Annotated in this window: 18 protein-coding genes; 10 read left to right on the forward strand and 8 right to left on the reverse strand. The window is 68.1% G+C overall.

Features of this window, described 5'->3' with window-relative positions:
- Positions 1-3 precede the first annotated feature (3 nt).
- Positions 4-342, reverse strand: a complete 339-nt coding sequence (locus tag BJP32_RS15545; protein ID WP_233126869.1) for a YdeI/OmpD-associated family protein — start codon at positions 340-342, stop codon at positions 4-6.
- A gap of 161 nt (positions 343-503) precedes the next feature.
- On the opposite strand from BJP32_RS15545, the gene BJP32_RS15550 reads away from it, so the two are divergent.
- Positions 504-2600, forward strand: coding sequence for a S46 family peptidase (locus BJP32_RS15550; protein WP_076224743.1), 2097 nt, complete (start codon positions 504-506; stop codon positions 2598-2600).
- Complete coding sequence (locus BJP32_RS15555) at positions 2597-3124, forward strand: GNAT family N-acetyltransferase (RefSeq protein ID WP_046652245.1); 528 nt, start codon at positions 2597-2599, stop codon at positions 3122-3124. Before BJP32_RS15550 ends, BJP32_RS15555 begins: the two co-directional genes overlap by 4 nt.
- 173 nt (positions 3125-3297) lie before the next feature.
- Here the strand turns inward: BJP32_RS15555 and pgsA are convergent, their stop codons facing one another.
- From pgsA to BJP32_RS15580, 5 genes are all read right to left on the reverse strand, one after another.
- A complete protein-coding gene (gene pgsA, locus BJP32_RS15560; protein WP_003166118.1) occupies positions 3298-3924 on the reverse strand; it encodes a CDP-diacylglycerol--glycerol-3-phosphate 3-phosphatidyltransferase in 627 nt (208 codons plus the stop codon).
- A gap of 77 nt (positions 3925-4001) precedes the next feature.
- Positions 4002-4616, reverse strand: a complete 615-nt coding sequence (locus BJP32_RS15565) for a carbonic anhydrase (RefSeq protein WP_046652243.1) — start codon at positions 4614-4616, stop codon at positions 4002-4004.
- 54 nt (positions 4617-4670) lie between these two features.
- The gene (gene uvrC, locus BJP32_RS15570; protein WP_046652242.1) at positions 4671-6569 is read right to left on the reverse strand and encodes an excinuclease ABC subunit UvrC; all 1899 of its coding nucleotides are present in this window, start codon (positions 6567-6569) and stop codon (positions 4671-4673) included.
- 16 nt (positions 6570-6585) lie between these two features.
- Complete coding sequence (locus BJP32_RS15575) at positions 6586-7032, reverse strand: DMT family transporter (protein WP_003166115.1); 447 nt, start codon at positions 7030-7032, stop codon at positions 6586-6588.
- An 8-nt stretch (positions 7033-7040) separates the two neighbouring features.
- A complete protein-coding gene (locus BJP32_RS15580) occupies positions 7041-7514 on the reverse strand; it encodes an NUDIX domain-containing protein (protein ID WP_046652241.1) in 474 nt (157 codons plus the stop codon).
- A gap of 79 nt (positions 7515-7593) precedes the next feature.
- Here BJP32_RS15580 and BJP32_RS15585 point away from each other — a divergent pair, with 79 nt between their 5' ends.
- The 8 genes from BJP32_RS15585 (at position 7594) to BJP32_RS15615 (ending at position 11345) form a co-directional block, all read left to right on the forward strand.
- Positions 7594-8301, forward strand: a complete 708-nt coding sequence (locus tag BJP32_RS15585; RefSeq protein ID WP_046652239.1) for a DUF6624 domain-containing protein — start codon at positions 7594-7596, stop codon at positions 8299-8301.
- An 8-nt stretch (positions 8302-8309) separates the two neighbouring features.
- Positions 8310-8441, forward strand: a complete 132-nt coding sequence (locus BJP32_RS17845) for a hypothetical protein (RefSeq protein WP_003166112.1) — start codon at positions 8310-8312, stop codon at positions 8439-8441.
- Between the two features lie 31 nt (positions 8442-8472).
- Entirely contained in the window at positions 8473-9210 is a 738-nt protein-coding gene (locus tag BJP32_RS15590) for an SDR family oxidoreductase (RefSeq protein WP_083674021.1), read from the forward strand.
- A gap of 76 nt (positions 9211-9286) precedes the next feature.
- Positions 9287-9823: a 6-carboxytetrahydropterin synthase gene (locus BJP32_RS15595; RefSeq protein ID WP_076224744.1), complete on the forward strand. Its 537-nt coding sequence runs from the start codon at positions 9287-9289 to the stop codon at positions 9821-9823.
- On the forward strand, positions 9820-10209 hold the full coding sequence (gene folB / locus BJP32_RS15600; RefSeq protein WP_003166109.1) for a dihydroneopterin aldolase: 390 nt from the start codon (positions 9820-9822) through the stop codon (positions 10207-10209). Before BJP32_RS15595 ends, folB begins: the two co-directional genes overlap by 4 nt.
- Before the next feature lie 57 nt (positions 10210-10266).
- Positions 10267-10641 carry a serine/threonine protein kinase gene (locus tag BJP32_RS15605; protein ID WP_076224746.1) on the forward strand — a complete coding sequence of 125 codons (375 nt, stop codon included), beginning with the start codon at positions 10267-10269 and terminating at the stop codon, positions 10639-10641.
- Between the two features lie 13 nt (positions 10642-10654).
- The gene (locus tag BJP32_RS15610; protein ID WP_076224748.1) at positions 10655-11029 is read left to right on the forward strand and encodes a hypothetical protein; all 375 of its coding nucleotides are present in this window, start codon (positions 10655-10657) and stop codon (positions 11027-11029) included.
- A gap of 25 nt (positions 11030-11054) precedes the next feature.
- On the forward strand, positions 11055-11345 hold the full coding sequence (locus BJP32_RS15615; protein ID WP_083674022.1) for a GNAT family N-acetyltransferase: 291 nt from the start codon (positions 11055-11057) through the stop codon (positions 11343-11345).
- Between the two features lie 118 nt (positions 11346-11463).
- Here the strand turns inward: BJP32_RS15615 and BJP32_RS15620 are convergent, their stop codons facing one another.
- Positions 11464-11790, reverse strand: a complete 327-nt coding sequence (locus BJP32_RS15620) for a hypothetical protein (RefSeq protein ID WP_003166105.1) — start codon at positions 11788-11790, stop codon at positions 11464-11466.
- A 113-nt stretch (positions 11791-11903) separates the two neighbouring features.
- Positions 11904-12092, reverse strand: a complete 189-nt coding sequence (locus BJP32_RS15625) for a hypothetical protein (protein WP_003166104.1) — start codon at positions 12090-12092, stop codon at positions 11904-11906.
- Positions 12093-12151 lie beyond the last annotated feature (59 nt).

Raw genomic sequence — 12151 nt, forward strand, 5'->3', positions numbered from 1 at the left:
GGACTACTGCGGCTTGCCCTTCTTCTCGATGAGCACGGCCTGCTGCCAGCGGCTGGGCGCCTTGTCGGTGCGGTGGATGCAGCCCGCCCAGCAGCAGGGGCGGCGCTTGCCTTCGTGCAGTTCCTCGACCGCACGTTCGATCCGTTTCTGGCGGGTGGCGGCCTGTTTGGCGTCTTCGACCCAGCAGATGAACTCATTGCGGCCCAGCGGCGTCAGGCTCCGCCACAGCTCCAGGCTTGCGGGATCGGAGGACAGCCGCGCCCGCATGTCGTCCGGGACCAGATGCGCCACGCCCTGGGGGAAGTCGTCGGCCATCGCCTCAACCCTGTCTCGTTTCGCCATTCGCCGAATCTAGACCTGCGAACGCGCCCTGTGAATGCGCTCGGCAGGGGTTGCGGTTTCGGTCCAGGTTCTGTTCAGACTGACCGCAAGACGGCTCTGGCTTCCAGAAGCTGCAACCTGGGCCTCGACGACGGTCGAGGCGGCGACGCCGAGGATACTTCATGCGCCCTGCTCACACCCTTTCGCTTTTCGCCTCGGCCGCCGTCCTGGCCTTCGCCGCCGCGTCTTCGGCCCAGGCTGAAGAGGGCATGTGGACCTATGACAACTTCCCGATCGCCCGCGCCAATCAGACGCTGGGCACGAGCATCGACCAGGCCTGGCTGGACCGCGTCCGCCAGTCCTCGGTGAAGTTCGGCGGCTGCTCGGCGGGCGTCATCTCGGCCGAGGGGCTGGTGATGACCAACAACCACTGCGTCGCCACCTGCGTCGCGAACCTGTCCACGCCCCAGCTGCAATACGCCGAGACGGGCTTCACGCCCAAGAGCCGCGAGGAGGAGCTGAAATGCCCCGGCGGCTCGGCTGAGATCCTGACCGACATCACCGACGTCACCGCGCGTGTCCAGAAGGCGGGCGAGGGCCTGGACGGCCAGGCCTATACTCAGGCGCGCGAGGCCGAGGCCGGCCGCATCGAGACCGAGGCCTGCGGGAACGATCCCAAGATCCGCTGCCAGGTCGTCAGCCTGTATCGCGGCGGTCAGTTCAAGCTCTACAAGTTCCGCAAATACTCCGACGTGCGTCTGGCCTGGGCGCCGGAGGACCGCGCCGCGACCTTCGGCGGCGACCTGGACAACTTCTCCTTCCCGCGCTTCGCCATCGATGCGGCCTTCATTCGTCTGTATGAAGACGGCAAGCCCGCCGCGACGCCGACCCATTTCACCTGGAACCCGAACAAGCCGACCGAAGGCGAACCCGTCTTCGTCACCGGCAACCCCGGCTCGACCCAGCGCCTGCTGACCCAGGCCCAGCTGATGACCATCCGCGACGTGGTGCTGCCGCTGGATCAGCTGATCGCGTCGGAGCTGCGCGGCCGTCTGATCCGCTATTCGGAAGAGGGCGAGGAACAGGCCTTCATCGCCATGGACCCCATCGTCGGCGTGGAGAACACCTACAAGCGCGGCCGTGGGCGCATGGCGGCCCTGATCGACCCGGCCTTCATGGACCAGTTGGCCGGTCAGGAGACCGTCTTCCACCGCCGCGTCGCCGAAAATGAAGCCCTGTCGGCCGAAGTCGGCGATCCCTGGGCCGCGCTGGCCGAGGTGCAACCGATCGCGCGCGAGCTCTACGCCCCGATGGCCCTGCTGGAAGGCGGCACGGGCATGGGCACGACCTCGGTCGCGGGCGGCTCGCCGCTGTTCAGCTGGGCGCGGGCCATCGTGCGCGGGGCGCAGGAGCGCGCCAAGCCGTCGGACCAGCGTCTGCCTGAGTTCGCCGACAGCCGTCTGCCGGGCGTGCAATCCAGCCTGTTCGCCGAGCGGCCGACCTATCCGGAACTTGAGCAGATCCGTCTGGAGTGGTGGCTGTCCAAGACCCGCGAATGGCTGACGGTCGACAGCCCCTACGCCCGCACCCTGTTGGGCAAGGAAAGCCCCGAGGCCCTGTCCGCGCGCCTGATCGAGGGCACCAGGCTGGCCGATCCCGCCGTGCGCCGCGCCCTGTGGGAAGGCGGCCTGCCCGCCGTCCAGGCCTCGACCGACCCGCTGATCCAGTATGTCCTGGCCATCGACGCCGAGGCCCGCGCCGTCCGCACCGAGTGGGATGACAAGGTCAAGGCGCCGACCGACCGCGCCTCCGCGCAACTGGCCGCCGCCCGCTTCGCCGTCTTCGGCGACGCCGTCTACCCAGACGCCACCGGCACCCTGCGCCTGACCTACGGCCGGGTCGAGGGCACGGATGTTCCGGGCCAGCGTATCCCTGCCTTCACCACCTTCGCGGGCCTGTGGGACCGGGCGACGGGCGCCGAGCCCTTCAACGTCGCGCCCAAACTGCTGGCCGCCAAGGATCGCATCGACCCCAATGCGGTGATGAACATGGCTGTTTCGTCTGACACCATCGGCGGCTCGTCGGGTTCGCCCGCCGTCAACGCCAAGGGCGAGATCATCGGCGCCAACTTCGACTCCACTGTCCTGACCCAGCGCAACGCCTACGGCTATGACCGCAACGTCAACCGCAGCGTCATCGTCACCACCCAGGCCGTGACCACGGCCCTGCGCGACGTCTACGACATGGATCACCTGCTCAGCGAGCTGGGCGTCCAGTGAGCGAAGCGACCTTCCGTCCCGCCGCGCCGGACGATGTTCCGGCGCTGCACCGTCTGATCGAGAGCGCCTATCGCGGCGACAGCGCCAAGGCGGGCTGGACCCATGAAGCCGATCTTCTGGGCGGCCAGCGCACGGATGAGGCGGAGCTGCGCGACATCCTGGCCGATGCGTCGCGGGTGCTGCTGCTGGCCGAGATCGACGGCGTCCTGACCGGCTGCGTCCAGGTGGCCAAACAGGGCGAAGGCCTGGCCTATCTCGGCCTGCTGACCGTTGATCCGCGGCGCCAGGCGGGCGGTCTTGGTCGTTGGCTAATCGCCGCCGCCGAAGCCGAGGCGATCGACCGTTTCGGCGCGACGCGCATGGAGATGACGGTCATCCGCCAACGCGCCGAGCTGATCGCCTGGTACGAGCGGCGCGGCTATCGTCTGACCGGCGAGACGCGGCCGTTTCCGCTGGACGACGAACGCTTCGGCCTGCCTCAGACGCGCGAGCTGGAGTTCGTGGTGCTCGAGAAGGCGCTCTAACGTCCTTCTCCCCTTCTGGGAGAAGGTGGCAGGCGGAGCCTGACGGATGAGGGGTGTTGGCGGTGCGGGTTGAAGTTCAACCTCCGCAGCTTGTGCCCCTTTTTTCTTGCCGTCGCGCTAACACCCCTCATTCGGTCCTGACGGACCACCCTCTCCCACAAGGGGAGAAGGATTTAGAGATCCCGCATCTGCTTTTGCGCCGCGCTGAAATACTGCCAGCCGGTCCACAGGGTGACGATGGCGGCCAGCCAGATCAGGGCGTCGGAGAACAGCTGGAAGGCGGGCAGGTAGTCGAACGGCAGACCCCAGCCGTCCCAGTTGCGGGCGAACAGCTGGCAGCCCAGCGCCACCATCTGCAGCGTCGTCTTCCACTTGGCGGCCAGGGTGACGGGCAGGTTGATGCGCCCGGCCATGGTTTCGCGCAGCGCCGAGACCGCGAACTCGCGGAACAGGATCAGGCCGCAGGGGATGATGATCTGCTGCACCGAGCCGCTCGTCAGAACGCCCAGCACGGCGCCGGTGACCAGGATCTTGTCGGCGATCGGGTCAAGGATGGCGCCCCAGCGCGTCGTGGCGTTCCAGCGACGGGCCAGATAGCCGTCGATCCAGTCCGTCGAGGCGGCGATGACGAAGATCCAGAAGCCCGTCCGGTACATGGCGAACTGGTCGTCGGGGCTCAGCCAGGCCGAGACGAAGGGAAAACCGCTGGTCGCGCCCGCCAGCAGCAGGAACATGACGATCCCGGCCGCTAGCCGCAGGCTGGTCAGGATGTTGGGGATGGCTTTGTAGGCAGGGGCCATGACGTCTTCCGTTGCAACACGCCGGGTGTGCCACGGTTCGCGGCCAGAGGCGAGGGCGCCGCGCCGGACCGAACGCCTCAGTCCAGCCGCTCGAACCGTCCCGGTCCCGTCAGCTTGGACAGGATGCCCAGCGCGATGCCGAAATGCAGGCCGCTGAGCTTCAGTTCGCCCGCCGCCTCCTTTTCCGCGATCCAGGGGAAGGTGCGCAGATTGTCCAGCGACAGGCGCACCACGGCTTCTTCGGCCGCGCACTCGACCTGTTCGGCGGGCAGGGTCTCGACCGCGCGGCGCACGCTGGGGGCGGCCTGCTCGACCCAGGGGGCGACGAAGTCCTGACAGTTGGCGGGGGCGCCGTTCAGCATGGCGTTCACCCCGCCGCACGAGGCGTGGCCCATGACGACGACATGTTTGACCTTCAGCACATTGACGCCGAACTCCAGCGCCGCCGAGACGCCGTGCAGCTTGCCGTCCGGCTCATAGGGGGGGACCAAGTTGGCGACGTTGCGCACCACGAACAGCTCGCCCGGCGCCGTGTCGAAGATCAGGGCCGGGTCGGCGCGGCTGTCGGAACAGGCCACGACCAGGGTGTGCGGCTTCTGACCGTTGGCGGCCAGGGCTTCGTACTCGGCGCGTTCGGACGGCCACCGATTCTGGCGGAAGCGGTGATAGCCCTTGGTCAATTCGTTGGTCATGAGGCGCTTCCTAAACCCGCGACGGTTGGTCGCTCAACCGCAAATGCATGTGTTTCACGACTTGTGAAAGAAGCCGTGGATGCGCTCGGCCAGCGACTGATTGACGCCGTCCACCTTGACCAGATCGGCGACGGAGGCGCGGCTGACCCCCTTGGCCGAGCCGAAGGCGTGCAGCAGGGCCTTCTTGCGTCCCGGCCCGACGCCTTCGATTTCGTCCAGTGGGTTCTTCTTGATGTCCATGGAGCGGCGCTTGGCGTGGGCGCCGTTGGCGAAGCGGTGCGCCTCGTCGCGCAGCCGCTGGATGTAGTAGAGGGCCGGGCTCTTCAGCGGCAGCATGAAGGGCGGCTTGCCGGGCATGAAGAAATGCTCCTTGCCCGCGTCGCGGTCCGGCCCCTTGGCCACGCCGACCACGGCGATGTCGTCGACGCCCAGATCGGCCATGACGGCCAGCACCTCGGCCAACTGGCCCGCCCCGCCGTCGACCAGCAGCAGGTCGGGGCGTTCGACCGCCTCTCCGGCTTCCTCGTCCTTGACCATCTTGCCGAAGCGGCGGCGCATGACCTCGCGCATCATGCCGTAGTCGTCGCCGGGCGTCAGGTCTTCGCCGCGGATGTTGAACTTGCGGTACTGGTTCTTGCGGAAGCCCTCCGGCCCCGCGACGACCATGCCGCCGACGGCGTTGGTCCCCTGAATATGGGCGTTGTCATAGACCTCGATCCGCTCGGGCCGGGCGTCCAGACCGAAGGCCTCGCACACCTCATCCAGAATCTTCGACTGGGCCGAGTTCTCGGCCAGCTTGCGGCCCAGCGCCTCGCGGGCGTTGGTCAGGGCGTGGTCGACCAGACTGGCCTTGCCGCCGCGTTGGGGGCGAGCGATCTCGACCCTGTGCTCGGCCTTCATGCTGAAGGCTTCCTCCAGCAGCTCCAGCTCATGCGGGCGGACGTTGGACAGGATCAGGCGCGGGACCGGCTTGTCCTCATAGAACTGGCCCAGGAAGGCGGCGAGGATTTCCGGGTCGCTGTCGCTCTTGTCCACGCGCGGGAAATAGGCGCGGCCGCCCCAGTTCTGGCCGGCGCGATAGAAGAAGACCTGAACGCAGGCCTGACCGCCCTCGGCGTGCAGGGCGAAGACATCGGCCTCGGCCACGCCCTCGGCGTTGACGCTGTTCTCCATGGCGATGGCCGACAGGGCGCGGATGCGGTCGCGCACCCGGGCGGCGGTTTCGAAGTCGAGGTCGTCGGAGGCCGCCTGCATCTCCTGCGACAGGCGGCCGATGACGGCGCGCGACTTGCCGCGCAGGAACTGTTCCGCCTCCGTGACCAGATCGCCGTAATCCTCCAGCGAGATCAGGCCGGTGCAGGGCGCCGAGCAGCGCTTGATCTGATGCAGCATGCAGGGGCGGGTGCGGGTCTCATAGACGCTGTCCGAACAGGACCGCAGCAGGAAGGCTTTCTGCAGGGTGTTCAGCGTGTGGTTGACCGCCCAGGTCGAGGCGAAGGGGCCGAAGTAGTCGCCGGGAATCGTATGGGCGCCGCGATGCTTGCGGACCTGGGGCGCGCGGTGGTCGCGGCGGATCATCAGCTCGGCGAAGGACTTGTCGTCACGCAGCAGGACGTTGAAGCGCGGCTTCAGCTTTTTGATGAAGTTCGATTCGAGCAGCAGGGCCTCGGTTTCGGACGCCGTGACCACCAGCTCCATCGAGCGGGTCAGCGACACCATCAGGCCGATGCGCTGGGTGTGGAAGCGGCCTTGCGCATATTGCACCACCCGCTTCTTCAGCGACTTGGCCTTGCCGACGTAGAGGCAGGCGCCGTCCTCGCCGTACATGCGATAGACGCCGGGCTTGTCGGGCGCGCGCCGGGCCTCGTCCGCGATCAGTTCGGCGGCCTGAAGCGGAAGGGCGTTCGCCTGCGAGTCGGGCGTCTCCGGAATGTCGGGCGTCGGGTCGGTCATCAGCCGGGATATAGGCTCAGCCGCGCCGGACCAGAAGCACCCCGCCGATCACCAGCAGCACCCCGGCGATGCGGGTCAGGCTGATCGGCTGCTGCGGCACGCCCATGACGCCGAAGTGGTCGAGTATGAGGCTGAGCGCCAGCTGGCCCGCCACCATCAGGGTGATGGTCAGCGCCACGCCGATCTTGGGCACGCCCCAGGCGGCGGCCACCACGAAGACGCAGCCGTACAGGCCGCCCAGCCAGGCCCAGGCGGGCAGGGCCTTCATCGCCTGCACGTCCGGCCGCGCCTGCAGCGTCACGGCGACGAGGGCCAGGGCGACGGTTCCCACGAAGAAGGAGACGAGCGCCGCATTGACCGGCGAGCCGACGGCGCTGGCCAGCCGCGCATTGGTCGGTCCCTGCAGGGCGGTGGCGGCGCCGCCCAGGATCATGGCCAGCAGGGCGAGGACGGGAAGCTGCATCGACGGTCTCACCAGTTCGGATCGGGCGCGGCGCCGCCGAAGATCTCGGCCAGGCGATCGCGGGTGGCGCGGGTGGCGTCCTCGGGCAGGGCGTCGGGGTGAAACCAGCCGATCTCGGCGATCTCGCCATGGCTGGTCCGCTCGGTCAGGTCGAAGGCGTCGATGCGGAAGACCAGCACATGATCCCCTGGAAAAAAGCGTTCGTTGGAGTGGACCGACAAGAGGCGCGGCTCGCCCCTGACGATCAGTCCGGCCTCCTCGCGCAGTTCGCGGATGGCGGCGCCTTGCGTCGTCTCGCCCTTGTCCACCCCGCCGCCCGGCAGCCACCAGCCGGCCAGATAGGTGTGCTTGACCAGCAGGACGCGACCTTCTGCGTCGACCGCGACGCCGCGCACGCCCAGCGTCATGCCCCGGCTCATCCGCGACCAGGCGAAGAACAGCGGCCGGGTGAAGGGTTCGATGCGAGTGCGCCAGGTGGTCATTCGGCAAGCATGGCATGGCGGATGGTAAGGCGCACCATGGCTTGTGGTAGTCTGCTGTGAAGAGGAGCGGGGGACGACGATGTTGCTGGCGGCGGTCATGTTGGGGCTTCAACTTCAGGCGCTTTCGCCTGAGACGCAGGAGATCATCGCGCCAGTGAGCATGGCGATTGAAGAGGTGCGCGCGCGGCACGCCGTCCTTGGGACGGCGCTTGACGACAGGGCGCGCCTGGAGCGGATGGGGGAGTTGGATCAGGCGGGACGGCAGGTCATTACCCGCTTGGATTTCTCGCGCATACCGGACACGGAGCGCATGGCGGCGGTTCGAGCTGCGGGAGCAGTGATCGAAGCGGTGGACCAGGAAAATCAGCAGGCGCTTCTGGCGATGACGCCGCCCGAAGGCTGGTTTCTGAAAAGTCGATATGGCGACAAAGCCTCTGCGGCCGCTTTCCACATTATCCAGCATTCGGACGAGGGTCTGTGGCGGCGTTTCCTTCCCGTACTGGAGCCGCTGGTCGCGACGGGCGAAATCGACGGTCAGAGCTACGCCATGATGTTTGACCGCTTGGCGACATCCGAGGGACGCCCCCAGCGCTATGGGACGCAGTTTCGTTGCGACAACGGCAAATGGCGGCCCTATCCGATCGAGAGTGTCGAAGACTTGGAGGCTCGCCGCGAGGAGATGGCCTTCCCCGTCCCCTTCGCCGACTATCGCGCGCACTTTGAAAGTCAGCCGCAATGTCCGCAGACCTTGTCGCCGCCTCCGCCCGGCATGGTCGTTGACGACTGAGCCATGGCTTGAACAGGGGCGCGCTTGCCCCTATTCGGGGGCGGAACAGGAGACCCATCATGCTGGCCATCGCCACCATCTTCGCCTTCATCGCCGTCGTCGCCGCCTTCAACTACTTCGAGTTCGGCCGGGTTGACTGAGCCCAGGTCGGCTGACGCCCCTTCGAGGGGCGTGGCGCTGGTCACGGCCGCCTCGCGCCGGATCGGGGCGGTGTTGGCGAAGGCGGCGGCCCAGGCGGGCCATGACGTCGTCGTCCACTATCGCTCGGACGCGCAAGGCGCGCAGGCCGTGGTCCAGGCCATCGAGGCCATGGGACGGCGCGCCGTCGCCGTCCAGGCCGAGCTGACGGACGCCGGGGCGCGCGCCGCCCTGATCGATCAGGCCGCCGCCTTCGGGCCGTTGCGGGCGCTGGTCAACAACGCCTCCCTGTTTGTCTATGACCAGCTGGAGACCTTCCAGGAGGCGGACCTGCGCCTTCACCACGAGGTCAACGTCCTGGCGCCCCTGGCCCTGATCCGGGACTTCGCCGCGCGCCTGCCCGACGGGGATGAGGGCGTGGTGGTCAATATGCTGGATTATAAGGTCACGGCGCCGAACCCCGACTTCTTCTCCTATACCGTCAGCCGCGTGGGCATCGCCCATATGACCGGGGCCCTGGCGCTGGCCCTGGCGCCGCGCATCCGCGTCTGCGGCATCGCGCCGGGTCTGACCTTGCCCTCGGCCGGCTGGCCCGAGGCCGACTATCAGGCGGGGGCCGAGGCCACGCCGTTGAAGCGGCCGGTGGCGGTCGAGGATCTGGCGGCCGCCCTGACCTTCATCCTGACAGCGCGCAGCCTGACGGGGCAGAACCTGGTGGTGGACGCCGGCGCGGGCCTGACCCGCCGCGAACGCGATCTGGAATTCGCCTGAAGGCGTTCGTCGTCACATGACCTTTATTTGCCGATAGGTTGGTGCTTTAGCTGCCGCCATTCATCCTGAGACCTTCATGCCCGCTGTCCGTTTCACTCGCCGCTTCTCGATGGCGCACCGGCTGATCGCCGATGCGGGGTCGAAATGCGCCGTGCCGCATGGGCACAATGAGTTCGTGACGGTGACGCTGGAGCCGACGGCCGAGATCGCCTTCGGCGGCTCCAACCACGCGGCCTCGTTCGAGCGGCTGAAGGCGCGCTGGCACGGTTTCGTCGACCGCAGCCTGGACCACGCCTTCCAGCTGAACCGCGCCGACCCCCTGCTGGCCTGGTTCCGCCAGCATGAGCCGCATCGCCTGAACCAGGTGCTGACCGTGGACGGCGATCCGACGACCGAGGCCCTGGTCATCGCCCTGTGGCGCAAGCTGGAAGCCATCCTGGCCGCCGAGGGCCTGCCGTTCCGCTTGGCCGAACTGGCCATCGAGGAGACGCCGACCAATACCGTCCTGACGCGCGGCCTGACCGAGGCGGAGCGGGCCTGGGAACTGGGCGCCTGGTGCGATCGGGCCGATTTCAGCATCAATGATCTTCTGCCGCCGGAGACCTGGTCTTGAGCGCCGTCGTCACCCCCCTGCCGTCCGTCGAGCCGCGCCGCCTGGGCCTGAAGGTCATGGTCCGCGCCCTGAAGGTCGAGGCCTCCATCGGCTTCTATGATCATGAGCATGGACGGCTGCAGCCCCTGGTGGTGGACGTCGAGCTGGACCTGGGCGCCGCCCCGGTCGAGCGGCTGGCCGATACGCTGGACTATGACGGCGTCGCCCGCATCGTGCGCGAGCTGGCGGCGGGGCCGCACATCGCCCTGATCGAGACCTTCGCCGAGCGCGCGGCCGTCGCCTGCCTGGCCGATCCCCGCGTGCTGAACGTCGTCGTGCGGGTCGAAAAGCCCGGCGCCATTCCCGATGCGGCCGCCGCCGCCTGCGAAGTCGCCTATTCGCGCTGAGGCCGGTTGCGCGGGATCGTCCGTCCCGCCATCATCCCGGCCTGACAAGAGGTTCCGATGGTCCAGTCCGGCGATTACAGCAGCAACAGCGGCGGCGAGGCCTCGGCCGATCTGACGGGGCTCTATGCGGGCTACGCCCTGATCCTGCTGGCGGCGCCGACCTTCGGCGCGGCGGCGGCGATCGGCTTGCTGCGCGTGTGGCGCCGCCCCGCGCCCGTCGATCCCATGCTGCGCAGCCACTTCGTCTTCCAGCAGCGGACACTGTTGGCGGCGGTGTGCGCCATCATCGCCGGGGCGGTGTTGATCCTGGTCAACGTCGGGGTCTTCGTCCTGTTCGTCATGGCGGTGTGGACCATCGTGCGCGGCGCCCTGGGCCTGAAGGATCTGCTGACCGGGCGGCCCATCGCCGAGCCGCGTCGTCTTTTCTACTGAAAGGCCCGCCGTCATGAGCGATCAGAACACCGCCGCGCCCGTCGCGGGCCGAGACGGCGCCGTGGTGGCGTGGATTCTCTATATCCTGTCGATCCCCAGCGCGAACCTGCTGGTGCTGGTCGGCCTGGCGCTGGCCTATATGAACCGGGGCTCGGCGACCGGGCTGGCGGCCCAGCACGTCGAGGACCAGATCAGCCTGTTCTGGTCGGTGTTCTGGATCAGCGCCGTCCTGTGGGTGCTGGTGGCGGTCAGTGCGGTGGCTTCCGTTCTGCTGATCGGGATTCCGTTCCTTCTGCTGTTCGGGCTTCTTTTGCTGCTGGTGTCGATCTGGTTCACGGTGAAAAGCGTTCTGGGTCTGATGGCCCTGCTGACCGACCGGCCGGCCTGAACTGATCCATTCGGGAGGAGCCGCCGTGCCCGCCTTCAAAGACCACGCCGCCGATCGCCGCTTCCAGCAGATGTTCGCCGATGCGGACGGGACCGAGCATCCCGTCTGGGCCGAGTATGCGGTGCGCGGCCACGCCCGCGTCATCCTGCACGTCGAGGCGCACCCGGCCCTGCGCGGCGCGGGGGCGGCGGGCCGCTTCATGCAGGCCCTGGCAGAGCACGCCCGCGCCGAGGGGCTGACCCTGATCCCGCATTGCAGCTATGCCGTCGCCTGGCTGAAGCGCCATCCTGAGTACGAGGACGTGGTGGGGTCGTAGCGGCGCGCCTGCTGGATCCTCGGGTCAAGCCCGAGGATGAGGGCGTTGAAGGGAGGCGCGGCGCGAAGCGCACAGGCCGCGTCGGGTCGAGAAGGCGGAGCCTTCTGACCGCGGCCGATCAAGGATGACTCTTCGCCACGATGGCCTTCATGGTCTCGGCCTTGGCGGGCAGATCCTGGACCAGGCGGGCGGCCAGTTCGCGGGCGCCGACGGGATAGGCGTCGCCGCCGTCGGCGATCTCCTTGGCCATGTCTGCGGCCTTGCACAGGGCGGCTTCGAGGGCCTCGACCTGTTCGAGCGCCAGGGCGCGGGCTTCGGCCTGCAGGCGCTTGACCCGTTCGGCGGTGGTTTCGGGCGCGCGCATCAGGTCATAGACCTCGGCTTCCGGCGAGGAGACCACGCGCAGGGCGGCGCGGGCGTCGGATTCATTGCTGGACTTGGTCATCGAGTCTCTCCTGAACGCACCATGCCGCATTTTCGCCGCAAGGTCGCATCCCATTTTGCGGCCAAGCTCGACGGCGCGCGGCCATGTTGCCTGTAAGCCTCATGAACAGGGCCTCATGAATCGGGGATGAAGGGCGGCGTCGCCCAGCGCACGCGACGCCGCTCGGCGATGGCCCACAGGTGATCGATGCGGCTGGCCAGCTCGCGTCGCAGCCGACGCTCCTCGGCCGGATGCAGGGGCCGGTCGTCGTCATCGGGAACAGGCGGAGACGCAGCGGCGCGCGGCGGTCGGGGACGGGTCATGGAGTCCTCTTTCTCCCTCCCCTTCATGGGGAGGGTGGTCGCGCAGCGACCGGGTGGGG

This window comes from Brevundimonas sp. ZS04 (assembly GCF_001956865.1).
In the GTDB taxonomy this organism is placed as follows: domain Bacteria; phylum Pseudomonadota; class Alphaproteobacteria; order Caulobacterales; family Caulobacteraceae; genus Brevundimonas; species Brevundimonas diminuta.